Genomic DNA, 24,595 nt, shown 5'->3' on the forward strand with positions numbered 1-24,595 from the left:
CTCTAATAGATAAGGGCACTTAGGTGCCCTTTTTCTAGTTTTTGTTGAAGTTTTTATTTTTATATTAAGTTTTTAAAATTAATCTCTCCTGAGCCTAAGAGAACAATCAGGAGATGTTTTAGACAACAAATCATAAAAGGATATTATAAAATGATGAATTGCAAATAAAATTGCGACACTTAGAGTAAACTAAGTTCGTGCATAAAGACATCAAATGGAGTTAGATAATTTAGACATTTCCTAGGTCTGTTATTAAGCTCCATTATATTTTTAATTAACTCTTCCAGTCCAATTTTAGCTAAATCTGTTTTCTTCAGATAATATTCCATCAATAATCCATTTGAATTTTCATTACTTCCTCTTTGCCATGCTGAATATGGATATGCAAAATAGAAGTCTATTCTAATATCTTCAATTTCTTTGTAACAAGCGAATTCTTTTCCTCTGTCGGATGTAAAGCTTTTTAAAGCTGATTTTGGTAGAGGTTTTATTAATTTTTTCATGGCTTCAAGCATTGACTCTTTACTCCTATCTTTCATTGGGAATGCCACATAGAACCTTGATTTCATTTCAACAAAAGTAGCCAAGCAGCCTTTGCTTTTACCTCTAGAAAATACTACAGTATCTAATTCCCAATGACCAAATTCCACTCTTTTTTTAACTTTGCTTGGTCTTTTTCGTATGGAAGTTCCAATATTAAAATTACCCCTAGTTTCTTTAACTTTTCTTGATTTTCCTTTTCTTCTAAGTTTACGTATATCAAATTTGATAGTAGCTGAATAAAGCCAATTATATATGGTCTTAAAGGATACAACCCCCTTTAAGATAGTAGAAGTAATCTGTTCAGGTGAGTATTTAGAATTCAATTTATTAACTATTGTATCCTTAACCATTTTTGTGGCTTTGCTCTTTCTACCTTTTTGTAATGATTTGATATCTTTATTTGCCTTAAGCAGCAGAATAAATGTTGCTTAATCTTTTCAATTCTCTAGAAATAGTAGAGTGATGAAATCCTAAAATTTTCGCTATTCTTCTAGAAGAATAGCCCTCTTGTTTTAATACCTATATCTTACTTCTATCATTTAGTGTAATATGTTTATAGCTCATATTGACCACCGTGTGTGTTTTTGTCGTTATTAACATTTTACACGAAGTTAGTATGAGTTTTTAATTATTTAAGATGTCTCATTTAATTTTACAACTTATCTATTAAATAAATTTGAGATTTATTTTCTATTTTAGAAAGCTTAATAGTTTTGATGGGTAATTTTATAGTATAATTGAAATGAGGTGTAAAATGAATTCATTTGAAAATTTTGGTTCTTTTTATAGAGAGGAAAATTTAGATAAATATACAACTTTTAAAATAGGTGGCCCGGCAGAATTTTTGTTAATCCCAAAGGATGAAAATTCTCTTGTAGAGGCTATCAAAACGGCTAAGCAAAAAAATATGAAAATAACTTTACTTGGAAATGGCTCAAATGTATTAATTGACGATTCTGGAGTAGAGGGATTGGTAATTGTATTAAGAGATACTTTAAATGATATAGATGTTAGAGAAAATACTGTTATAGCAGGAGCGGGAGCGACTTTAAGAGATACTGCTATTTTCGCAGCAGAACATTCTTTGGGTGGCATGGAGTTTGCTCATGGTATACCAGGATCTGTTGGTGGCGGAGCGATAATGAATGCTGGTGCTTATGATGGAGAACTAAAAGATGTTGTAAAAAAGGTTAGATTAATTGATTCTAATTTAGAGATTATAGAATTATCTAATAAAGAAATGCAGTTTGGATATAGAGATAGTATTGCGCAAATGAATAATTATATTATTCTTTCTGTTGAGTTTGAATTATTTAACAAGAATAAGGAAGAAATCTTTGCGAAGATGGATGAATTGATGCAGAGAAGAATTGATAAACAGCCTTTGGAGATGCCAAGTTCTGGTTCAACTTTTAGAAGACCTACAGGATATTTTGCGGGCAAATTAATACAAGATTCAGGACTTCAAGGTCTAAGAGTTGGCGGAGCTATGATAAGCACAAAGCACAGTGGTTTTGTAGTTAACTTTGACAATGCAACAAGTCAAAATGTAAAAGATTTAATAAGCACTGTACAAAAAATAGTAATGGAAAAATTTGGAGTGGAATTAAAGAGAGAAGTAAAATATATCGGAGGAAGATAATGGAAATATTTGTCGTAACTGGTATGAGTGGTTCTGGTAAGTCTGGGGCTTTAAATGTTTTTGAAGACTTAGGATATTTTGCTATGGACAATTTACCTCCTGCTTTGGTTCCAAAGTTTGCTGAAATGGCTTGTAAGTCAGATACTATGAATAAAGTTTGTGTAGTAGTTGATGTTAGAAGCGGAGAGTTTTTTGAAGATTTTTCTAAGTCATTACTTGAACTTCGTGCACAAAATATAAATTATAAGTTACTTTTCTTAGATGCAAGAGAAGAAGTTTTGGTGAATAGATATAAAGAAAAACGTAGACCACATCCACTTGATAAGTCTATTTTAAATGGTATTAGAAAAGAAGCTAAGATGCTTGAAGATATAAAAACTGAGGCTGAGTATATAATAGATACTTCTGATCTATCCATGAAGCAATTTAGAGAAAAAATGTTGGAATTGGTAGATTTAAAAATAGATGAAGTTTTAAAAATTTCTGTGACTTCTTTTGGCTTTAAAAATGGAATTTTATTGGATGGGGATATAATTTTTGACGTGAGATTTTTGCCAAATCCATACTATATACCAGAGCTTAAAAAGCTATCTGGTCAAAACAGCGAGACAAAAGATTTTGTATTGTCACATTCTGTAACAAGTGTGTTTTTAAGCAAGTGTATAGATATGCTTAAGTTTTTAATTCCTAATTATATAGCAGAAGGCAAAAGTGTGCTTAGCATAGGAATTGGTTGTACTGGTGGATTTCATAGGTCTGTAGTAATTACTAATGAGATAGGTGTGAAGTTAAAAGAGTTGGGCTATTCTGTTGAAGTTAATCACAGAGATTTAGTTGAATAAGATTTGCTCAAATGGTATATTAGCTTTGATGGGAGTGTTGAGATGAGAAAGTATAGAAAAAGGGAACATGTCGAAAACTATTTGAGAAGTACTTTTAAAGGTAATCCACTTTTCGAAGATGTTTTCGTTTATCATAATGCATTACCTTGTTGTGATTATAACCAAATCGATACAACAATGGAATTTCTTGGCAAGAAAATTTCTTTTCCGATGATGATTAATGCAATGACTGGCGGAACAGATTTTTCTGAGGAGATAAATAAAAATTTGGCTAAGCTTGCTAAAGAACTTAAGATACCTATGGCTGTTGGATCTGAGACTATAGCGCTTGAAGATGAAGATGCTGCTAAGAGTTTTAAATGTGTCAGGGAAATTATGGGAGAAGATGGCGTAGTTATTGCCAACATAAGTGGATATGCTTCTGTTGAAGATGCTAAATTTGCTGTTAAACTAATAGATGCTGATGGATTACAAATTCATTTAAATCCAGCGCAAGAACTTGCTATGGATGAGGGTGAAAGAGATTTTACAAATGTTCTTAAAAATATAGAAGAAATTGTAAAGTCTGTTGAGGTACCTGTTATAGTAAAGGAAGTTGGGTTTGGAATTTCAAGAGAAGTTGCTAATAGACTATATGAAGTTGGTGTTAAAAATATCGATATAGCAGGTTTTGGTGGCTCTAACTTCTTTGAAGTTGAAAATCTTAGAACGCCAGATACAGATGTATCAGAATTATACGGTTGGGGAATTCCAACAGCAATGGCACTTATAGAAAATACAAAAGATAAACCAGAAGATTTATTTATAGTTTCATCAGGAGGAGTTAAAACTTCTTTGGACGTTTTAAAGAGTTTAGTTCTCGGCGCTGACTTAGTAGGTATAAGTGGAGAAATACTTTCATATTTGGTACATGGAGGATATGAGTATACACTTAGATATTTAACTGAGTTAATGAAAAAAATGAAGATAAGCATGGCTCTTACGGGCGCTTCTGATTTAAAAGATTTAAAAAATGTAAATTATAAAGTAACTGGAAGACTTAAAGAATTAATAGGATAGAATAAAGAGTAGGTTTTTACCTACTCTTTTTATCTGCAAATATTAAGTTGTTACAGTCGAAAACTGTTTTATAAGTTTTATAGTCAATTGTAGAATTTGATTTTAAAAGCAATTCTAATTTTTCATTTTTAGCTCCGAGTGCAATTAAATTTAGCAAATCTTCTTGGTTTATGGAGTTAATATTTAATTTTCCATTTTCAAAGTTTTCTATCATATTAAAATATTTAGTTTGAATTCTTTCTCCTTGAGGAGTTTTTTCAAATATTTTCTTAGCTTCATTAAAAGCTAAAATTAGAGAAAGAGGTATTATAAGTAAAGCTAAAAAACCTTTGTTGTATGCCAACAATATAGATACAATCAAATACATTAGTGAAATTAATATGATGAACGTTGGATTTTTTACATCATTTTTCTTTTTTAATTTTTTTTCGAATAATGAGTTTTCGACTAAGTCAAAATATTTTTGCATGGCTTTATTAAAATCATCAGGAGCAGATTTTCTCTCCTTTAACAAATCTTTTGAGTTTAAATTTAATTTTTTAGTTGACTTAAAAAAATCTAACAAATATTTCTCAGATGCATTTAAGTTTTTGGTATTTAGAAAATCTATAGAAAAATCTTTTTCAAGTACATTGAGTTTAATGTTACCTTTTTGTGAAAGGTAAAAAAGTGTTGAAGTAATGGATTTTACATATTTCATATTACCAAATACTAATGAACTGATTTCAGCGGGAGTTAAATTTTCTTTGAATTCATCAGTTGTGATTTTAGAAGTTTTTTTGTATGATTTTTTTATAAGTACAACAATGCTAAGGATTAATACAATAGATATTATATTAGCATTGATAGGAGTTAAATAATCTGTAAAATTATTCATTGAATTCACCTCAATTTAAGTATATCAAAAACAGCATTGATGTGTGAATTATTAAGTTAATTTATGGGTAATTAAATAAAACAATATGCTTGTGGGTAAGTATATACAGATAGTATTGGATAATTAATTTACTTATAGTGTTTTAAAATAGAAAGAGGGATAAAATGTACGATTTAATTATATTAGGAGCAGGACCGGCAGGACTTACGGCGGGGATTTACGCCTCAAGAGCAAGTTTGAATGTATTGATAATCGAAAAAGGTATCGAAGGTGGACAAATAGCTAACACTGTAGATGTTGAAAACTATCCGGGAATTAAAAATGTTTCAGGGATGGAACTTGGAATGACTATGAGAGAACAAGCTGAAGAGTTCGGATGTGAGTTTGCTATGGACGAAGTTGTTTCAGTTGAGCTTGAAGGAGAAACTAAAAAAATAGTTGGTAAGTTTGGTGAATATGAAGGCAAGACTGTAATAATAGCAGCAGGTGCTTCTCCAAGACCAATGGGAGCTAAAGGAGAAGAAGAATTTAGCGGAAGAGGAGTTTCATATTGTGCAACATGTGATGCGGCATTTTATCAAGACCTTGAAGTATATGTAGTTGGTGGAGGTAATTCAGCCGTTGAAGAAGCTCTATTTATTACAAGATTTGCAAAGAAAGTTCATATAATTCACAGAAGAGATAAGTTAAGAGCAACAGAAGCTGTTCAACAAAAAGCTTTTGCAAATGAAAAAATAGATTTTATCTGGGATAGCACAATTGAAGAAGTTAAGGGCGAAAAAATGGTTAATGAAATAGTCCTTAAAAACTTAAAAACTGGTGAAGTAACTAATATAAAACCAAGTGAACCTTTTGGACTTTTTGTATTTATAGGATACGAACCACAAACTGAAATATTTAAAGACCAAATAGAACTTGAAAATGGTTATATAAAAGCGGATGATGACATGAAAACAAATATCGAAGGTGTGTTTGTAGCGGGAGATATAAGAGTTAAAAATGTTAGACAAGTTGTAACAGCTGCGGCTGATGGAGCGATAGCAGCTCTTAGCGCCGATAGATATATAGACGAAAAAGAGGGAACTCTTTACGAAGGACTTAAATAGGAAAAAGGCAACCATTAAGGTTGCTTTTTTAGTGTCTATTTTTTTGTTGCATAAGGTAACTTGCCAATATAGCCGTTATTGGAATGGTGAACAGTAGTCCTATGCTACCGGAAAGGGAGCGGACTATTTCAGTGGCTATGACATCTAAGTTTATTATTTTGTAATTGCTTTGATTGAACACCATCATAAGTAGTATAAGTGGCAATGCACTTCCTAAATAGGCGAGTATGAGCGTGTTACTCATAGTGCCCATTATATCTCTCCCTACATTCATTCCGGACTTTAAAATGTCTTTAAAGCCAAGTTCGGAGTTAGCAGAAGAGATTTCAAAAATAGAAGATGAAATACTCATCCCAACGTCCATTACAGCCCCAAGAGAGCCCCAAATTATTCCTGACAAAAGCAATTCTTTAGGGTCTAAAGTCAGATTATTTGGAAGATATAATAACATTTGCGTTTCGTCCATAGATAGACCTGTGAGGTGTAGCTTACTTCCTACGAAATAAGCTATAAGAGCAGCCAATATAGTTCCAAGACAAGTTCCAAGTATTGCACACAAACTTTTTTTACTAAATCCTGTGACTATTAGGATTGTGAAAATTGAAATGACAATTGAACTTAAAACTGCCATAAGAACTGGACTATATCCCTTTATAATCATTGGGATTGCTCCAAAGATTATAATTCCCAAGGTGAGTAGGAGGGATACCACTGAAAGTATTCCTTTTTTTCTACCAATTATCAAGAGAAATAGAATGAATGCTCCAGCTAATATATATAAGTAGTCCGTACGTAAGTAGTCAGATACGCTGTATACGGTTTTTCCGTCGAAATCTTTGTTTTCAAGGATTAGGACTTTGTCGCCTATTTTTAAGTTCAAATTGCTATTTAATTGGGTTGATACAGAGTTCACCACTTCAATAGTCTTTCCCTTATTTTCACCTGTTAAAAATTTGACTTCAACTTTTTGTTCCATATTGCCAAATGAGTCTGCCTTACTGAAATCTGATGTCTTAGTGACCACAGCTTTTTCGTAGTGCATATATTCAGTTTGGTTATTTTCTGCTTCAAAAGAGTTTGCTAAAATTCTGTTAGGAAATATTACTGTTAAAAGTAATATAAATATTAATAATTTGTTTTTCATAAAAGCCTCCAAAAATATTTTAACACTTGATAAAATTTATTAAAACCTTTAAAGATTGAATTGTTTGTTTGATAAATAAGTTACGATAGTTAATTAGAAAATTTTAATTATAGTGTGTGAAAATTAATTTAGTGTTTGAAAAGAATTTTGTTAGATGATATAATTGATTTAATTTTTATAGGACTGAGATAAGGAATAGTAAATTGTACTGAGTTTTTAGAGAGTTTACGGTTGGTGCGAGTAAATAACAAGGTCATTTGAATCCGCCTTTGAGTCTATTATTTTAAAGCGAGTCTATTTTATGGGCTAATTAGGGTGGCAACGCGGGTCTTCTCGTCCCTTTGGGATGGAGAGGGCTTTTTTTATTTTATGGGAAAGGTGAGAAAATGTTAGATATTAAATTTTTAAGAGAAAATCCAGAAATTGTAAAGGAAAACATAAAGAAAAAATTCCAAGATGAAAAACTTGTGCTTGTTGATGAAGCTATAGAGCTTGATGAAAAGTTAAGACAAGAAAAAAATAAGGGTGATGAATTAAGAGCTCAAAGAAACAAGACTTCTAAAGAAATTGGAGCCTTGATGGGACAAAAGAAAATTGATGAAGCTGAAGCTGCAAAGGCTAAGGTTAAAGAAATAAATGAAGCTCTTGTACAAATTGAAGAAGATACAAAGAAATTTGAAGCAGAACTTAAAGAGAGAATGCTTGTAATACCTCAAATTATAGACGAGAGTGTACCAGTTGGTAAGGATGATTCTGAAAATGTTGAAGTTGAAAAATATGGAGAGCCTGTAGTTCCAGAATATGAAGTTCCATACCATGTTGAAATTATGGAAAGCTTTGATGGTATAGATTTAGATGCTGCAAGAGATACTTCAGGAGCTGGATTCTATTACTTAAGAGGAGATATTGCAAGACTTCATTCTTCAATCCTTTCTTATGCAAGAGATTTTATGATTGATAGAGGTTACACATACTATATTCCACCATTTATGATTAGATCAGAAGTTGTAACTGGTGTTATGAGTTTTGCTGAAATGGAAAACATGATGTACAAGATAGAAGGTGAAGATCTTTATTTAATAGGAACTTCTGAGCACTCTATGATTGGTAAATTTATAAACACAATCACAGATGAAGAAAAAATGCCTTTGAGAATGACTTCTTACTCTCCATGTTTCAGAAAAGAAGTTGGAGCACATGGAATAGAAGAACGTGGTGTTTACAGAATTCACCAATTTGAAAAACAAGAAATGGTAATAATCTGTAAACCTGAAGATTCAATGAACTTCTACAATGAACTTTGGAAGAACACAGTAGATTTCTTCAGAAGTCTTGAAATTCCAGTTAGAACTTTAGAATGTTGTAGTGGAGATTTAGCTGATTTGAAAGTTAAATCAGTGGATGTAGAAGCTTGGTCTCCAAGACAAAAGAAATATTTCGAAGTTGGTTCTTGCTCAAATCTTGGAGATGCTCAAGCAAGACGTCTTGGAATTAAACTAAGAGGGGAAGAAGGAACTTACCTTGCACACACTCTTAACAATACAGTTGTTGCACCACCAAGAATGTTAATAGCTTTCTTAGAAAACTTATTACAAGAAGACGGATCAGTTAAGATTCCAGAACCACTTAGAATGTATATGGGTGGAAAAGATAAGATAGTTCCAGTTAAATAATTTAAAAAAGTAGAAAAATTAAATTTTAGATATAGTTTAGCACTAAATATAGATATTTATTTATAAAAATGGGTATCTTTATAGAAAATACAAAACTTACCAACAATGGGGAGTAGCTAATTACTCATAGTCGTCATTACGAATTTTTATTCCGGCTATGGGCCATGAATATGGTAGCAAGACCACTGTTTCTCGTCAGAGGCAGTGGTCTTTTTTGTAGAGATATTTTTAAGGGGGAGTTACATGGAATGGTATAACAAGACTTCGGAAGAGGTATTTTCTGAACTACATACTTCGAGCAGAGGTATTTCTACGGAAGTAGCTGTTAAAAAGCTTGAAGAGTACGGAAGAAATGAATTAAAAAAAGAATCTAAAACACCTTTCACTCAAAAACTTTTAGCTCAGATACTAGACCCTATGATTATAATACTTATGATTGCGAGTGTTATTTCAGCAGTGGTTGGAGAGGTAGTAGATGCAGTAATAATAATTGCAATAGTTTTAATAAATACTGTACTGTCTCTTTACCAAGAGGGAAGGGCAGAAGCGGCAATTGAGGCGCTACAAAAGATGTCATCTCCTAAAGCTAAGATCGTGAGAGATGGTAGACAGATTGAAATTGATTCAACAGAATTAGTTCCAGGGGATTATGTAATCTTAGAAACAGGAGATATAGTACCATCAGATTTGAGACTTGTGGAGTCAGCAAATTTAAAAATTGACGAATCTTCTCTTACAGGAGAGTCGGTTCCGGTTGAGAAAGACTCTAATCAAACTTATGAAGGTAAGATGGAAATTGGAGATAGAGAAAATATAGCATACTCTTCAACAATAGTATCTTATGGTAGAGGTGCCGGTGTGGTAGTTGAAACAGGTGCCAACACAGAAATAGGAAAGATAGCAACATCTATAAGCACACCTGATAAGGAACAAACTCCATTACAAAAGAGACTTGCAGGTCTTTCAAAGACACTTGGAATCTTAGTAATAGGAATATGTGCGCTTGTATTAGTGGTGGGAGTCTTGAGAAAACATGAAATCCTTGAAATGTTTATGACTTCTATATCACTTGCGGTTGCGGCTGTTCCAGAGGGGCTTCCAGCTATAGTTACAATTGTGTTGTCTCTTGGAATGAGCAAGATGGCAGAGAAAAATGCAATTGTAAAAAATTGTTAGCTGTAGAAACACTTGGTACTACAACTGTAATCTGTTCTGATAAGACAGGTACATTAACTCAAAATGAGATGACAGTAGTTAAGGCTTATACAGACGGAAATGTATATGACGTAGCTGGAACGGGCTATAATCCGACTGGCGAAATTTTATTAAATGGTGAAAAGGTAGATGTAAAATCTAAAAAAGGTTTGAATTTACTTTCCAATATAGCAGCTCTAACAAATGATGCCAAACTTATCGACAATGAAGGTGAGTGGGGAATTATTGGAGATCCAACTGAAGGAGCTCTTTTAACTCTTGCAGAAAAAGCAGGTTATGGAATAGAAGATACAAATTCAAAATACAAGAGAGTTGAAGAAATACCATTTGATTCAGATAGAAAGATGATGACTACTTTCCATTCAGACTTTATAAAGGACAAGATAGTTTCTTTTACAAAAGGTGCGCCTGATATTGTGCTTGCAAATTGTAAATACTATCTAAGTGGAGAAAAAGTTAAAGAACTCACTGAAGAAGACAGAACTGAAATAATGAAAAAGAACTCTTTATTCGCAAGAGATGCGTTGAGAGTTTTAGCCTATGCCTACAGAGAATGGGATGGAGTGCCTAAAGAGAAAACCTCAGAAAATGTAGAAAATGATATGGTTCTAGTTGGTCTTACAGGTATGATAGACCCAGCGAGACCAGAAGCTAAGGAAGCTATAAAAGAATGTAAGTCAGCGGGAATCATTCCTATAATGATTACAGGAGACCATTTGGAAACAGGATTTGCAATTGCAAAAGAACTTGGAATTGCCACAGAAGAATCACAAGCCATTATGGGACGTGAATTAAACGAGCTATCTGATGAACAGATGAGAGAGATAGTAAAAGAAAAGAGAGTCTTTACAAGAGTTTCTCCTGAAAATAAAGTTCAGATAGTAACAGCGCTAAAAGAAAATGGACACATAACTGCCATGACAGGCGACGGTGTAAATGACGCTCCGGCAATTAAGAGAGCTCATATAGGTATTGCAATGGGCATCACTGGAACGGACGTTGCAAAGAGCACAGCGGAAGTAATATTGACAGATGATAACTTTGCAACTATAGTGCACGCAGTTGAAGAAGGCAGAATAATTTACTCAAATATTAAAAAGTTTGTTGGATTTTTACTATCTTGTAACTTAGGGGAAGTTTTAATAGTGTTTATAGCTATACTTCTTAACTTGCCTGTGCCACTACTTCCAATACAACTTCTATGGCTAAACTTAGTTACAGACTCATTCCCAGCACTTGCACTTGGAGTTGAAAGGGGAGAGGCTGACATTATGCAAGAGCCACCTAGAAATCCTAATGAACCGCTTTTAGATTCAGAACTTAAGTTAACTATAGCCATTCAATCAATAGCCATAACAATCTCAACACTTGGAGCATATATGATTGGTTTGAATTGGTATGGAGAATCAGGTGTTGCCATAGCTAGAACAATGGCATTTGCAACTTTGATAATAGCCGAACTTCTTAGAAGTTATTCAGCAAGGTCAATTAAAGATACTCTATTTAGTATAGGTGTATTCTCAAATAAAAAGCTTGTTTGGGCAACTCTTTTCTCTTTGGCACTAACTTTAATAGTTATGGAAATTCCAGTTGTGAGAGAATTATTTAAACTTACACCACTTGGAGTTATGGATTGGGTTGTAATAATAGTTGGCTCATTAATTCCACTTGTGCTTGGTGAAATACAAAAGGTTATAAGATTTAGTAAAACTCACCATGTAAATAAATAAGATTTAAGGACTTCTTGCTTTTGCAAGAGGTTCTTTTTCGTGTAAATTATAAAAATAATTGTAAGAAATATAAAAATAAACCTTAAAAAAACAATATTTTTAATTGATAATAATTATAAATAAATCTCAAATCAATTGGTAAGACTAAGGTATGAAAGTTAATGAAACCAAGTATCAATAAGGCTTTCAGCCATTTTTAGTTTGAAAAAATATTAATAGTGTGTTAAAATTTATACATAAGTTGAGGAGTCAACAAACTAATAGGAGGTGCTATTATGGCATATGTAATTAATGATAGCTGTATCGCATGTGGAGCATGCAAACCAGAATGTCCAGTAGACTGTATCGAAGAAGGTTCAATCTACGCAATAGATGCTGATTCTTGTATCGATTGTGGATCATGTGCATCAGTTTGCCCAGTTGGCGCACCAAATCCAGAAGACTAATTAAAAATATTTACTTAGAAATTAAGATGGAGTTAAAGCTCCATCTTTTTTCATACTATTAACGGGAGATTGAGATATATTGTCTTAATCTCCCTCTTTTTTTATTAAAATTAGGGATATAAGTTTTGGGTATATATATAAGAAGAAAATATAAAATAAATTGTTTTTTTATATTTTCTTTTGTGATATAGTTTCTTTACTATTTAAGTTTTTATTTTGTTTTTAAGGAGAATAAAAAGATGAAGATACATATGGGTCTTGATATTGGTTCAACTACTGTAAAATTGGTAGTTTTGGACGATGCTTTCAATATGCTTTATCAAACATACAGAAGACATTTTTCTGATGTGAGATTGACTGTAAAACAGGTCATAAATGATGCTTATTCGCGTTTTAAGTATGATACTGCAACGATAGCGGTGACGGGTTCAGGAGCTTTATCTATACATAAGTCATTACAAATTGAATATATACAAGAAGTTGTTGCAGCAACTGAAGCAATTCAAAAATATATTCCTCAAACAGATGTAGCCATCGAACTAGGTGGAGAAGATTCCAAAATAACGTATATGAGAGGTTCAGTTGAGCAAAGGATGAATTCTATATGTGCAGGAGGAACAGGAGCTTTTATAGACCAGATGGCATCTCTTTTACAGACAGATGCAAGTGGTTTAAATGAAATGAGCTATGGTTATGAAAAAATATATCCAATAGCTTCAAGATGTGGAGTCTTCGCAAAAACAGATATACAAGCGCTTATAAATCAGGGCGCGAAGAAAGCTGATATAGCAGCCTCTGTATTTCAATCGGTTGTAAATCAAACAGTATCAAATTTGGCCTGTGGTAGGCCTATAAGAGGAAAGGTGGCCTTTTTAGGAGGGCCATTACATTTTTTACCAATGCTTAAAGACAGATTTATAGAGACATTAGGACTTACAAAAAACGAAACTATAGTACCTGAAAATTCACAGATTTTTGTGGCGTTAGGAGCTGCAATATCAAGTTTTGGTGGAGAACTTATCTCTTTTATGGAATTGTATGAAAGAGCCAACAGTGCACAGGAACAAATAGAGAAAGAATCTCACACTTTGGAACCATTATTTGAAAGTGAAGAAGAACTACAAAATTTTATAGAGGAACACAAGACAAGAGACCCCAAAAGAGAAGAACTCGAAACTTATTCCGGGGCTATGTTTTTGGGAATAGACTCAGGCTCCACTACTTCAAAAGTTGTTTTGATGGGAGAAGATAACCAACTTCTATACACATACTATGGAAGTAACGAGGGAAATCCATTAGATATAGTTGTGGAACAAGTTAAAGAGATTTATAAGAGAAAAAATAGTAAATCATATATAAAGGCTTCCGGCTGCACAGGATATGGGGAAGATTTCCTAAAAGCTGCATTAAATTTAGACTTTGGAGAAGTTGAGACCATTGCCCATTTTAAAGCTGCGGAGTTCTTTGAACCAAATGTAGACTTCATATTGGACATTGGTGGGCAAGATATGAAGAGTATGAAGATAAAAGACGGGGTCATAGAGTCTATCTTGTTAAATGAAGCTTGCTCCTCTGGTTGTGGTTCATTTTTAGAAACTTTTGCAAAGACAGTTAAAATGGATGCGAAAGAATTTTCTAAAATAGCTCTTAAATCAAAATATCCTGTAGATCTTGGCTCAAGATGTACTGTTTTTATGAATTCTAATGTAAAACAAGCTCAAAAAGAGGGAGCTGAAGTAGAAGATATTTCTGCTGGTCTTGCATATTCTGTAATAAAAAATGCAATACAAAAAGTAATAAAAGTAAGAGATCCAAAACAACTTGGCAAAAATATAGTTGTTCAAGGCGGAACTTTTCTATCAGATGCTGTTTTAAGAGCTTTTGAATTAATTACGGGAGTGAAAGCTACTAGACCATCCATAGCAGGACTTATGGGTGCGGTTGGAATGGCGCTTATAAGCAAGGAAAGAGCTGGAGAAAAATCAAATATACTAAATTCAGAAGAACTTGAACAATTCACTTACAAGTCAGTTCAAACCCACTGTAGACAATGCACAAATAACTGTGCTTTGACAGTGAACTCTTTTTCAAATGGAAAGAGATATATAACAGGAAATAGATGTGAACGAGGAGCTGGCATTGTAAGAAAAGACCATAGCTTACCAAATTTATATGCCTATAAATATAAAAGGTTATTTGACTATACATCTTTGAGCGAAGAAGAGACTAAAAGAGGGGTTGTTGGTCTGCCAAGAGTTTTGAATATGTATGAAAACTATCCTTTCTGGCATACATTTTTTACAGCTTTAGGATATAGAGTAATATTGTCTGATGATTCCAATAGAAAAATATATGAGAAGGGAATAGAATCTATAACTTCGGAGACGGCATGTTATCCAGCTAAAATTTCTCATGGACATATAGAAAATCTAATAGAAAAGGGAGTTGAGTTTATATTCTATCCCTCAGTATTTTATGAAGAAAAGCAATATAAATCAGCAAACAATACTTTGAATTGTCCAGTAGTTGCCGGATACTCAGAAGTTATAAAAAACAACGTAGAGAATTTAAAAGAAAAAAATATAAGATTTTTAAATCCTTTTATATCATTTGATAACAGAAAAAAACTTGCTAAAAGGCTTTCTGAAGTGTTTGATACCATACCATCAAATGAGGTGAAAAATGCCGTTAAAATGGCATATGAGGAATCTGACAGATATAGAGAAGATATGAGGGAAGAAGGAAAGAGAGCTCTAAAAGAAATAGAGGAAAATGGAATAAAGGGCATTGTGCTCGCTGGTAGACCATACCATATAGATCCAGAAATAAACCACGGAATTCCGGAACTCATAAATTCTCTTGGCTTAGCTGTACTATCAGAAGATTCAATTTCAAACTTAGTGGATGTGGATGGAAAGTTAAGGGTTTTAGACCAATGGAATTACCATTCGAGGTTGTATAGAGCAGCTAAGTTTGTAGGACTCAATAAAAATTTAGAAATGATTCAGTTGAATTCTTTTGGTTGTGGAATTGATGCGGTAACTACTGACCAAGTAAATGAAATTTTAAGTGGCTATCACAAGATATACACTGTTTTGAAGATAGATGAAGTAAATAACTTGGGAGCTATAAAGATTAGAATAAGATCTCTCTTAGAAGCATCCGATAAGCGTGTAATAAACGAAGAACCTGAGATAATTGACGAAAAGCCGATTGAGTTTACAAAGAAGATGAAGAAGGAACACACAATACTGATTCCTCAAATGGCTCCAACACATTTTAAACTACTAAAACCAATACTCAAAACTCTTGGATATAACTTTGAAGTACTACAAGATTTGGATTCAAAAGTTGTGAACGAAGGATTGAAGTATGTGAATAATGATGCGTGTTATCCATCTATTTTTGTAGTTGGTCAATTTATGGATGCATTGAAGAGTGGAAAATATGACACTGACAATATGACCTTACTAATGTCACAAACCGGAGGTGCGTGTAGAGCATCAAATTATGTTGGATTTATAAGAAAAGCATTAAAAGATGCAGGATATGGTCATATACCTGTGCTTGCTCTTTCTCTACAGGGGATAGAAGAGCATGAGGGATTTAAACTAAATTTAGGTGAATTAGTTCCACTTGTAAATAAGGTTATTATGGGAATGTTATATGGAGACTTGATAATGAGGTTAACTCAAAAGACAAGGCCGTATGAGATGATAAAGGGTTCTACTGATTTGCTTTACAACAGATGGATTGAAGTGTGTCAAAATCCAACAAGTTTTGAATTAAATAACTTTAAGCGAAATGTATACCAAATGATAAGAGAGTACAGTGTACTTGAAGTGAGCAAAGAAGTTAAGCCGAAAGTTGGTATAGTTGGGGAAATTTTAGTCAAGTATTTGCCAGCTGCCAATAACTATATTGCACAAAAGATAGAAGCAGAGGGCGCTGAAGTAATCATACCTGATTTGACAGATTTTATAATGTATTCATTCAAAAATGCTGAGATAAAACACAGTGAGCTATCTAAAAAGTGGATAACAGGATTTTTATGCAACATAGGAATTAACTACATTGAAAAATACAGAGAGATAATAAGAGAAGCCCTAGTTACTTTTGGATACCATGCACCACTCAAAATAGAAGAGATTATGGATTATGCTAAAAAATACGTGGACTTGGGCAATCAATACGGAGAAGGTTGGCTTTTGACAGGAGAGATGGTAGAGCTTATAGAAGATGGATGTGAGAACATAGTATGTGTTCAACCGTTTGGTTGTTTGCCTAACCACATCACGGGGAAAGGTGTAATAAAAGCTATCAGAGAAACCTATCCAACTTCAAATATAGTTCCAATAGACTGCGACGCTTCAGCTTCTGAAGTAAATCAGTTCAACAGAATAAAACTTATGTTGGCACAGGCAAAGAAGAATTTAGAAAATAAAGAAAGTGTACCAATAATTAAAGAGAATATCAAAATAGCAAAGAGATAAGGTGAAATTCTTATCTCTTTCTTATTTTGATTTTAAGTGTTAAACTTATATAAATAAATCTTTTTACAAAGCTAATGAAAATGATTATTGACATGTGGGGGGGGTAAATATATATACTAAAACCAAGCGGTGCCTATTATAGATTTTGTAATTCTAAGGTTTAAAGCAGTAAACTTTAGTTAAGGAGATACTTATGAAAAAAATAAAAATTTTGTTTATAGGGTTGATGTCTGTTATGCTATTATCTACTTCTGTATTTGCAAGTGATATTAGCAATAGTGAAAAAGTTGTTGATAATGACAATGAAACAAGAGTTGAAGCTACAATGTTAAGAACAGCTACTAATTTTCAAGATAAAGGTGGTTGGGGTGAATATGGATGGGGATTGAGACATGCTTGGGCTAAATATACCCATCCTCAACAAACACATAGAGTTGTATTAGTAGTAGACAGTAGCTATCACTACGGAGCTTATGAGTTAGCTGGACCACAAAATTATTCATATACAGAAGCTTTAAAGGGTGACCGTGTAAGTGCTTATGGAGAATTAAACTAAAAATAAAAACGTTTTACTATTAATTTGAAGTAGTTTAATAGCCACCGCTTATTTAAGGAAGGAGATAAAATGAAAAAAGTATATAATATCTTTATGTTGTTGTTTTCTTTTGTTTTAATAGTGTTGTGTGTAAAGAAGACAAGCATAGATGAATTTAAAAGAGTTATGGAAAACCCATTTAGAAATGGCATTAAAATAGAACAACAAAAAGGGTCAAAAGAAGTTTTAGAAAAATTGTTGGATATGTCTAAAAAATACAATTTGACAATAGTAAAATCAATAAACGAACATAGTAGTGTTGATTATTACATCTATTCGCCGAATAATGAATTTCAAAGAAATATTTTAAAAATTTCAGATGATAATTTTAAAACTATTACAAATATGCCAAGCGATTCAAAAGAAAAGGCCTTTAGCATGTTCTATAATAATAAAATAAATTTTAAATCACTTGAAGAATTAAAAAATATAAGTCTTGAGGGAATTTATAATATCTATGGTGAAGGCTCAAATATGTTTTTGAACGATTTAGAAAAAGTTAATGCGCAATATCAAGAATTTTTTAATATTTCTATAGAAGATAGCTATAAATACCATGGGAAGGGCTTTAATTATGAGTATGAAAGCGGAATGTATTTGATATTATCTATGGGAATGTTGGTAATCGCTTGTGTATTGGCTATGTACTTGGTTGATTCAAATGAGAGAGGATTTGCCATAAGAAAATTAAATGGGCATGATGAAAATACTATATTAAAGAGGACTTTTTTTAAGGAAATAGGATTTCCTTTAGCTTTAAGTGTAGGTATAAGTATTATAATTTCAATTTTGTTTATATATCTAAAAGGTTACTTATCAAGAGTAGAAAATCTTTATATATTTTTTAAAGGATTAAAGTACTATATTATATTTTTATTTGTACACTTAGTTTACGTAGTCTTATATTTAAAATTTAAATTGAGTAGACTAAGAGCTAAACAAATGGCAATGGTAATAAAATCCGGAAGACGAAACGGCAATATTTTAAATCAATTGACAGTTATGGGTTCGATTTTTATTGTAGTCATTAGTTTGGTATGGCTCTATCCGGATGCAAGTGAACTGGCATCTAAGAAGAGTATGATGAATAACTATAAAAAGTATATGGACTATACAAAAGTGGGTGTTTGGAATTCTAAGGAGGTAAAAAATGAAACAATATATAAATTGGGAGAACTTTGGAAAATTTTAAATGACAATGGGGCAATTTTATTTAGTAAAATAGGCGAAGATGATGCAAAAGTTCCAATGAATTATATTTACATAAATAAGAAATATATAGAGGTTTCAAATTTACAAGACCAAAATAAATCGCTTCAAAATTTATCTGATGACTCAAAGGTTATGGATATTATTGTGCCAAAAAAATTAAGGGAATATGAAAGTGATATTTTACAAAAGGCTCATATGTACCACGTGAGAGATAAGTTTTTGTACGAAGATATATTGAATAAAACAGACTACTATTCTGAAAATATAAACAATCCTGATTATAGGGAAAATATATACTATATAGAAGATAGTAAAAATTTATTTAATTTCTCTAATACAGCTAGATCAAATGGCAATGATGTATTTCTTGTAATAAATAATAAAAATGTAAATGGGAATGCCTATATACCGACATTACCAGCATTAAATATACCAAATGATAAAGTGCTTGAACAGAAAATTGAACAATTTTTTCAAAGCGATAGCATGAGGCATACTACTGACTACACTATTACTCCATTAAAGGTTGAATTAGGAGATGGGCTTAGGTTTTATGAAATAAATGTGAAGATAGCTGTTTCTGTGTTTATATTTAGTTTATTATTTTTAATAATGTCAATCTACACTTATGCGTCTGTATATTTTCAAAATAATAAGAATAAAATTTCTATTAAAAAATTCTTAGGGTTTGACTTTTTCAAGATACATAAAAAGATTATGATGAATTTTGTTATATCTGAAATATTAATTTTTGCATTATCAATAGCAATGGCTAAGTATTTTGAAAATAGCATTAAATATTTTTATGCATTGAAACCCGCAATAGCAATAAACATAGTAGTTTTATCTATAAGTTTTATAGTTTTTATATTCGTTTTAAGGCGAAATGAAAAATATAAGATTGTAGAAGTATTAAAAGGAGAATGATATGGAAAAAATCATAGAATTAAAAGATATATCCAAAAGTTATGGGGAAAACAGTGTATTAAAAGGTTTTAGTGATATATTTTCAACTGGAGAAATGGTTGCTTTGGTTGGAAAGAGCGGAAGTGGGAAGAGTACGTTGTTAAATATTATAGGGCTGTTGGAAAATAGTGATAGCGGAGAAATAATTTATAAAGGTCAATCTATAGACAATATTGACTCTAAACAAGCTATGCGGATTAGAAGATATGGACTGGGATATGTATTTCAAAATTTTGCATTAGTTGAAAATGAAACTGTTTTAGAAAATTTAAAACTTGCATTAGAGTATAGAAAAGGTGTAAATAAAACCAATTTAATTGAAGAAGCATTGAACAGTTTTGGGTTGAAAGATTATGTAAACCATAAGGTATATCAATTGTCAGGAGGGCAACAACAGAGAATAGCTATGGCAAGAGTTGAGTTAAAACCTTGTGAGGTTATTTTAGCTGACGAACCTACAGCATCTTTAGATAGAGAAAATGGGACTATTGTAATAGAAACTTTGAAAAGATACAGAAACCAAGGAAAGTTAGTAGTTATAGCAACACATGATATGGATATAGCTAAGGAGTGCGACAGAATAATTAGATTAGACTGATTAATTTTTAGCGTAAGATTTAATATAGAGTGAATGAAGCCTATTCAAAGTCGGCTTCATTTTTTAGTTACATCTAAATAAAATATTCAATCATACGAAGAGGTGATTTTAATTTTTTAATGAAGATTTATACAATTAATGTTCAATAAATTATTATTTAGAATCTGTGTAAGATAGAGCATATAATTTATTATTACAAATAAATTTGAATTATTTTATTAGTCATATTCATAAAATGTATAATGATGATTATTGACAATGGATAGATTTTAAAGTAAAATTAAAAATTTGACTTAAGTAAATAAATGGTATATAATAATTATGATAGTTTTCGCGCGTGTAGAGAGGACGGTAATTCATGAATCAAATGTATGAAATAAAGAATGAGTTGGAAGAAAATCTTGGTAAGAAAGTTATCATAAAAGCTAATAAGGGTAGAAAGAAGTACATCACAAGAAAAGGCATCTTAGAGTCTGTATATCCAAGTTTATTTTCTGTGTCAGTTGAAAATGGCGATGAAAAAGCGTTAGTTACTTATACTTACTCCGATGTTCTCACTGAAACAGTCAGAATTTTAATTTTAGATGATGATGTAGATTTTAGTGATATAAAAGCAAAAAAGATATCTTAAAATAGAGATAGAGCCTCAAGGCTCTATTTTTTTGTGTTATAATTTCAAAGAGGTGGAGAAATTGAAATCGTATGCGAAAATAAATTTATCTTTAGATGTTGTATCAAAGAGAGAAGATGGATACCACAATATTGCAAGTATAATGCAGAGAATAGATATATATGATGAGATGGAAATAGAAAAATCTGAAAAATTTAATTTTGATTCAGATATGGAATTGCCTGAAGAAAATACAGTTACAAAAGCATATAGAGTGCTTACTGAATACATGGAAAGAGATTTGCCGGTTAGTGTAAAGTTACATAAGAATATACCTACAGGAGCGGGGCTTGCTGGTGGATCTGCTAATGCAGCAACTCTATTTGAGGAGATAAATAGAATATATGATTTGAATTTAAGTACAGATGATCTTAGAAAACTTGGAGTAAAAGTTGGGGCAGATGTTCCTTTTATGATAGGTGGGGAAACTGCACTATGCGAGGGTATAGGAGACTTGATTACTGATTTAGATATAAATTTTTCTAAGTTGAAAGCTCTTATTATAAATCCGGGTTTTGAAATTAGTTCAAAAGAAGTCTATTCACAAATGAATATAAGAGATGAGAGAATAGATTTTAAATCTTTAGAAATGTCTTTAAAAAATGGGAATTTAACAGAAATTTCTAAATATCTTAGAAATGATATGGAAAATGTTGTGTTTAAAAAATATAAAGAAGTGGAAAATATAAAAGAAGAGCTGTTGAAACACACACAATCGGCACTTATGAGTGGCTCCGGCTCTACAGTATATGGACTATTTGATAATGAAGATGATTTAAAAAAAGCTTATGATAAATTTAAAAAGCTCTATAAAAATACTTACATGGTGAATTTAATATAATGATTTATATAGTTGATGACTCAATAGGGGCACTTGTCTTTTTAAAGCAGTGCAATGTGGGAGGCAATGTCATAATAGACAACTTATACTTTCCACTGGCTATGATGCCAAATACAATTAAATATAGAATTGATTTGATTGAAGAGAATGTTAAAGGGAATATTCTCTGCACTAATCCATCTATGGCAATTTATTTTAAAAATGCTATAACAGGACTTGAAAAATTTTATGAAGATTTTGAAAGAAACCCAGGTACTGTTCTATCAAATAAGATTTTTGCTGAAAAATTTGGTGGGATTGATGTTCAGGTTCTTGTCAATACGGTAGTTGATGGGAATATAAGTAGCTATGTGACTAAAAATCTATTGGATTCTTACATAGGTGATTCAACTATGGTGTATGTTATGGAACCATGCATCCATTACTACAGAGAGTATATGGAAAAATCTTATCCGAATGTGAAATTTAAATTCTTATTTGACTATATAGCTGATGAGATGGGAGAGGTCAACACAAAGTCTAAATACTATGTAACTGGGAATAGGAGAGGTTTTTATATTGGAGCAGAGGAATTACTGGGAGGTAATTATGCCTCTATTAGGAGACTTAAATGGTAGAGATAGATGAGTTTCAAGAGATTCTTGAAGAATTATATGAGGAATTACCTGAAGAAATATACGAGGGTTTAAATGGTGGTATAATTCTTGAGGAAGAGTGTAAGTATTATGAAAATGAATTTGGACTTATATGTCTTGGAGTATATGAAAGAGGTATGCTTGGAAGATGTATAAGAATATACTACGGTTCTTTTATGAATATGTACTCTTGGTATGGTAGAGAAGATTTAAAAAATGAAGTTAGAAAAACTATGCACCATGAGTTGACACACCATATAGAATTTTTAGCCAAAGATAATGATTTAGAAATAGAGGATATAGAATTTTTAAAAAATTATAGAGAAAGTAAGGAGAATGGATGAATAAAGTAGTCGGTTATTTTTATAAGACAATAGGCACTGTTATAGATTACACCTTACAGGGTTTGATATACATATTTACTGTGCTTGTGAATGTCTTTTCGTCAATAAAGCAACTGTTTGGGTTGTTGTTTTCAGCAGCTGGATGTTTAGTATTCTTTTTCATATTGAATCCATTTATATTGGCAACAATTATTAGAAGTCCGATATTTTGGGTTGGAGTGTTGTCTCTTATAGTTCCGATAATAGGGACTATAGCTGTGAGTTATTTAAAATACATTCATTATATGGCGACGGAATATTTCTATGACAAGGCAGATTTCCACATTCTTGGCAGAACTGCTGCTTATAAGAGAATGGAAGATTATGGTGCTAAGTATAGAGAAAATCTTGAAAGAGAGAGACTAAAAAGAGAGCAAGAGAGAAGAAAGAGACAAGAGGAAGAGTTCAGAAGACAGTTCGGAGATTTTGGAACTGGCGGGAATCAATGGGGAAGTTGGACTTTTGGTTCATTTGAAGATTTTGAACAATTTTTTGGTCAAGCCCAAAGCGGTGGTTATTACAATGGCTATGGACAACAAGGTAGCTATCAAAATCAAAGCTACCAAGCTCCAAACTCTTTTAAAAATCAATATGAAGCAGCTTGTGATATGTTAGGAGTGCCTTACACTGCTGATAAATATGAAATAAAGTTGAGCTATAGAAAGATGGCGAAACTTTACCATCCAGATTTAAACAAAGCAGAAGATGCTGCTGAGAAATTTAAACAGATAAATAATGCTTATGAATTTTTAAGCGATGATAATATTGTGAGGTATAAGAATTTACATTGAAACCAAAACAAAATTACAATCTTTTAATGGAACAAGAACTAAAAAAATTAGATCATAGACCAAAACTTTTGTTACACGTTTGTTGTGCGCCGTGTTCATCTGCTGTCATAGAGAGAATGGTAAACTATTGCGATATATGCGTGTTGTTTTACAATCCAAATATGGACTCTGAAATGGAGTTTATAAGACGAGCTGAAGAACTAAATAGGTTAGTGAGTGAGTCGGGCTGGAGTGTGGATGTGGCGGTATTAGAATATGACCATAGCGAGTTTTTAGAGATAGCAAATGGGCTTGAAGATGCACCAGAGGGCGGAGCAAGATGTATGAAATGTTATAGACAACGTCTTGAAGAAACTGCCAAGTATGCAGCAGAAAATGGTTTTGAATATTTTACTACCACGCTTTCAATAAGCCCTTATAAAAATGCTGAAGCACTTAATTTAATTGGGAAGTCGTTGGAAGAAAAGTATAATGTGAAATATTTGTATTCAGATTTTAAAAAGAAAAATGGTTTTAAACGTTCAACAGAACTTTCAGATGAGTATGGTTTATATAGACAAGATTATTGTGGATGTGAGTTTTCTAAAGAAGAGAGAGAAGCTGAATTGAAAAAACAATGTTCTGTTTGTGAAGAATAATAAAAATCGGAGGCGTATGTCTCCGATTTTTTATATTATTATAAAATTATTAATGTTTTCGAAAATGATGTAGGGATTTTTTGAAATCAATTTTGAGAGTTTTATTTGTTTCTATTTGTGGATCGTACCATTCAAGCAATACAGTATCCTCATCGTACCATTCTTTCACATTTACTTGAAAACAAGGATATTCAAAAAAGAATTTAATTTCATTTTCATTTTCATCCAAAGAACTATATGTTCCAACTACAGAATCATGACTTAATGATCCTCCATTTTTTAAGTAAAAGTTAATAACATTTTTTCGATTTGGAGAAGAATAAGAACCTATAATATTTTCAGGATCATATTCAACAAAAAATATTATAGGACTGAGAAAATACAAATAAATTAGCGTAAAAAATAATATCGTAGTTGAAATGCCAATTAAAAATATTATATAGAATTTTTTCATCAATATCTCCTTTAAAATAAACCAATTAAATGATTTAATTTG

General features: G+C 31.9%; 19 protein-coding genes, 2 pseudogenes and 1 other annotated feature. Of the genes and pseudogenes, 17 read left to right on the forward strand and 4 right to left on the reverse strand.

The genetic code is table 11. From position 1 onward, the window contains the following. Positions 1-179: 179 nt before the first annotated feature. A pseudogene (locus tag B8869_RS01290) lies at positions 180-1,107 on the reverse strand (IS30 family transposase). Positions 1,108-1,297: 190 nt separating this feature from the next. On the opposite strand from B8869_RS01290, the gene murB reads away from it, so the two are divergent. The 3 genes from murB to fni are packed head-to-tail and all read left to right on the forward strand — an operon-like array spanning position 1,298 to position 4,086. Beyond that, positions 1,298-2,185 carry a UDP-N-acetylmuramate dehydrogenase gene (murB, locus tag B8869_RS01295; protein WP_084229961.1) on the forward strand — a complete coding sequence of 296 codons (888 nt, stop codon included), beginning with the start codon at positions 1,298-1,300 and terminating at the stop codon, positions 2,183-2,185. Next, entirely contained in the window at positions 2,185-3,027 is an 843-nt protein-coding gene (gene rapZ / locus B8869_RS01300) for an RNase adapter RapZ (protein ID WP_084229962.1), read from the forward strand. Before murB ends, rapZ begins: the two co-directional genes overlap by 1 nt. A 42-nt stretch (positions 3,028-3,069) precedes the next feature. After that, the gene (gene fni / locus B8869_RS01305; protein ID WP_084229963.1) at positions 3,070-4,086 is read left to right on the forward strand and encodes a type 2 isopentenyl-diphosphate Delta-isomerase; all 1,017 of its coding nucleotides are present in this window, start codon (positions 3,070-3,072) and stop codon (positions 4,084-4,086) included. A 16-nt stretch (positions 4,087-4,102) separates the two neighbouring features. Here the strand turns inward: fni and B8869_RS01310 are convergent, their stop codons facing one another. Beyond that, entirely contained in the window at positions 4,103-4,963 is an 861-nt protein-coding gene (locus tag B8869_RS01310; RefSeq protein WP_084229964.1) for a DUF2207 family protein, read from the reverse strand. Between the two features lie 164 nt (positions 4,964-5,127). On the opposite strand from B8869_RS01310, the gene trxB reads away from it, so the two are divergent. Next, positions 5,128-6,069, forward strand: a complete 942-nt coding sequence (gene trxB / locus B8869_RS01315) for a thioredoxin-disulfide reductase (protein ID WP_084229965.1) — start codon at positions 5,128-5,130, stop codon at positions 6,067-6,069. Between the two features lie 28 nt (positions 6,070-6,097). On the opposite strand, the gene B8869_RS01320 is transcribed toward trxB, so the two are convergent. Further along, positions 6,098-7,213, reverse strand: a complete 1,116-nt coding sequence (locus tag B8869_RS01320; RefSeq protein WP_084229966.1) for a YibE/F family protein — start codon at positions 7,211-7,213, stop codon at positions 6,098-6,100. 176 nt (positions 7,214-7,389) lie between these two features. After that, positions 7,390-7,557, forward strand: a binding site (T-box leader). A gap of 42 nt (positions 7,558-7,599) precedes the next feature. On the opposite strand from B8869_RS01320, the gene serS reads away from it, so the two are divergent. The 13 genes and pseudogenes from serS to B8869_RS01385 all read left to right on the forward strand — a co-directional run bounded on the left by serS (position 7,600) and on the right by B8869_RS01385 (position 24,099). Then, entirely contained in the window at positions 7,600-8,886 is a 1,287-nt protein-coding gene (gene serS, locus B8869_RS01325; RefSeq protein ID WP_084229967.1) for a serine--tRNA ligase, read from the forward strand. Between the two features lie 243 nt (positions 8,887-9,129). Then, positions 9,130-11,831 (forward strand): annotated as a pseudogene (locus tag B8869_RS01330) (calcium-translocating P-type ATPase, PMCA-type). A gap of 275 nt (positions 11,832-12,106) precedes the next feature. Beyond that, the gene (locus B8869_RS01335; RefSeq protein WP_084229968.1) at positions 12,107-12,277 is read left to right on the forward strand and encodes a DUF362 domain-containing protein; all 171 of its coding nucleotides are present in this window, start codon (positions 12,107-12,109) and stop codon (positions 12,275-12,277) included. A gap of 239 nt (positions 12,278-12,516) precedes the next feature. Beyond that, positions 12,517-16,770, forward strand: a complete 4,254-nt coding sequence (locus B8869_RS01340; RefSeq protein ID WP_084229969.1) for an acyl-CoA dehydratase activase-related protein — start codon at positions 12,517-12,519, stop codon at positions 16,768-16,770. Positions 16,771-16,963: 193 nt separating this feature from the next. Then, a complete protein-coding gene (locus B8869_RS01345) occupies positions 16,964-17,326 on the forward strand; it encodes a hypothetical protein (RefSeq protein ID WP_084229970.1) in 363 nt (120 codons plus the stop codon). A 69-nt stretch (positions 17,327-17,395) separates the two neighbouring features. Next, positions 17,396-19,504: a DUF1430 domain-containing protein gene (locus B8869_RS01350; RefSeq protein WP_084229971.1), complete on the forward strand. Its 2,109-nt coding sequence runs from the start codon at positions 17,396-17,398 to the stop codon at positions 19,502-19,504. 1 nt (position 19,505) lies between these two features. Beyond that, positions 19,506-20,141, forward strand: coding sequence for a putative bacteriocin export ABC transporter (locus tag B8869_RS01355; RefSeq protein ID WP_084229972.1), 636 nt, complete (start codon positions 19,506-19,508; stop codon positions 20,139-20,141). Between the two features lie 358 nt (positions 20,142-20,499). Further along, positions 20,500-20,772 (forward strand): Veg family protein, encoded by a 273-nt coding sequence (locus B8869_RS01360; protein ID WP_084229973.1) that lies wholly within the window; start codon positions 20,500-20,502, stop codon positions 20,770-20,772. A 61-nt stretch (positions 20,773-20,833) separates the two neighbouring features. Then, positions 20,834-21,652: a 4-(cytidine 5'-diphospho)-2-C-methyl-D-erythritol kinase gene (gene ispE, locus B8869_RS01365; protein ID WP_159445221.1), complete on the forward strand. Its 819-nt coding sequence runs from the start codon at positions 20,834-20,836 to the stop codon at positions 21,650-21,652. Continuing rightward, positions 21,652-22,269: a hypothetical protein gene (locus tag B8869_RS01370; RefSeq protein WP_084229975.1), complete on the forward strand. Its 618-nt coding sequence runs from the start codon at positions 21,652-21,654 to the stop codon at positions 22,267-22,269. Before ispE ends, B8869_RS01370 begins: the two co-directional genes overlap by 1 nt. After that, positions 22,263-22,631 (forward strand): metallopeptidase family protein, encoded by a 369-nt coding sequence (locus B8869_RS01375; RefSeq protein ID WP_084229976.1) that lies wholly within the window; start codon positions 22,263-22,265, stop codon positions 22,629-22,631. The genes B8869_RS01370 and B8869_RS01375 overlap by 7 nt, the downstream gene beginning before the upstream one ends. Then, complete coding sequence (locus tag B8869_RS01380) at positions 22,628-23,461, forward strand: DnaJ domain-containing protein (RefSeq protein ID WP_084229977.1); 834 nt, start codon at positions 22,628-22,630, stop codon at positions 23,459-23,461. The genes B8869_RS01375 and B8869_RS01380 overlap by 4 nt, the downstream gene beginning before the upstream one ends. Further along, entirely contained in the window at positions 23,458-24,099 is a 642-nt protein-coding gene (locus tag B8869_RS01385; protein ID WP_084229978.1) for an epoxyqueuosine reductase QueH, read from the forward strand. The genes B8869_RS01380 and B8869_RS01385 overlap by 4 nt, the downstream gene beginning before the upstream one ends. A 49-nt stretch (positions 24,100-24,148) precedes the next feature. On the opposite strand, the gene B8869_RS01390 is transcribed toward B8869_RS01385, so the two are convergent. Next, a complete protein-coding gene (locus B8869_RS01390; protein ID WP_084229979.1) occupies positions 24,149-24,553 on the reverse strand; it encodes a DUF5412 family protein in 405 nt (134 codons plus the stop codon). Positions 24,554-24,595 lie beyond the last annotated feature (42 nt).

The sequence above is a fragment of the Peptoniphilus asaccharolyticus DSM 20463 genome (genome assembly GCF_900176115.1).
Lineage (GTDB): Bacteria > Bacillota > Clostridia > Tissierellales > Peptoniphilaceae > Peptoniphilus > Peptoniphilus asaccharolyticus.

What these genes read in the sequence shown, in the direction of transcription:
- murB (WP_084229961.1), top strand. Translation starts at nt 1,298, where the DNA reads ATGAATTCATTTGAAAATTTTGGTTCTTTTTATAGAGAGGAAAATTTA.
- rapZ (WP_084229962.1), top strand. Translation starts at nt 2,185, where the DNA reads ATGGAAATATTTGTCGTAACTGGTATGAGTGGTTCTGGTAAGTCTGGG.
- fni (WP_084229963.1), top strand. Translation starts at nt 3,070, where the DNA reads ATGAGAAAGTATAGAAAAAGGGAACATGTCGAAAACTATTTGAGAAGT.
- B8869_RS01310 (WP_084229964.1), bottom strand. Translation starts at nt 4,963, where the DNA reads ATGAATAATTTTACAGATTATTTAACTCCTATCAATGCTAATATAATA.
- trxB (WP_084229965.1), top strand. Translation starts at nt 5,128, where the DNA reads ATGTACGATTTAATTATATTAGGAGCAGGACCGGCAGGACTTACGGCG.
- B8869_RS01320 (WP_084229966.1), bottom strand. Translation starts at nt 7,213, where the DNA reads ATGAAAAACAAATTATTAATATTTATATTACTTTTAACAGTAATATTT.
- serS (WP_084229967.1), top strand. Translation starts at nt 7,600, where the DNA reads ATGTTAGATATTAAATTTTTAAGAGAAAATCCAGAAATTGTAAAGGAA.
- B8869_RS01335 (WP_084229968.1), top strand. Translation starts at nt 12,107, where the DNA reads ATGGCATATGTAATTAATGATAGCTGTATCGCATGTGGAGCATGCAAA.
- B8869_RS01340 (WP_084229969.1), top strand. Translation starts at nt 12,517, where the DNA reads ATGAAGATACATATGGGTCTTGATATTGGTTCAACTACTGTAAAATTG.
- B8869_RS01345 (WP_084229970.1), top strand. Translation starts at nt 16,964, where the DNA reads ATGAAAAAAATAAAAATTTTGTTTATAGGGTTGATGTCTGTTATGCTA.
- B8869_RS01350 (WP_084229971.1), top strand. Translation starts at nt 17,396, where the DNA reads ATGAAAAAAGTATATAATATCTTTATGTTGTTGTTTTCTTTTGTTTTA.
- B8869_RS01355 (WP_084229972.1), top strand. Translation starts at nt 19,506, where the DNA reads ATGGAAAAAATCATAGAATTAAAAGATATATCCAAAAGTTATGGGGAA.
- B8869_RS01360 (WP_084229973.1), top strand. Translation starts at nt 20,500, where the DNA reads ATGAATCAAATGTATGAAATAAAGAATGAGTTGGAAGAAAATCTTGGT.
- B8869_RS01370 (WP_084229975.1), top strand. Translation starts at nt 21,652, where the DNA reads ATGATTTATATAGTTGATGACTCAATAGGGGCACTTGTCTTTTTAAAG.
- B8869_RS01375 (WP_084229976.1), top strand. Translation starts at nt 22,263, where the DNA reads ATGGTAGAGATAGATGAGTTTCAAGAGATTCTTGAAGAATTATATGAG.
- B8869_RS01380 (WP_084229977.1), top strand. Translation starts at nt 22,628, where the DNA reads ATGAATAAAGTAGTCGGTTATTTTTATAAGACAATAGGCACTGTTATA.
- B8869_RS01390 (WP_084229979.1), bottom strand. Translation starts at nt 24,553, where the DNA reads ATGAAAAAATTCTATATAATATTTTTAATTGGCATTTCAACTACGATA.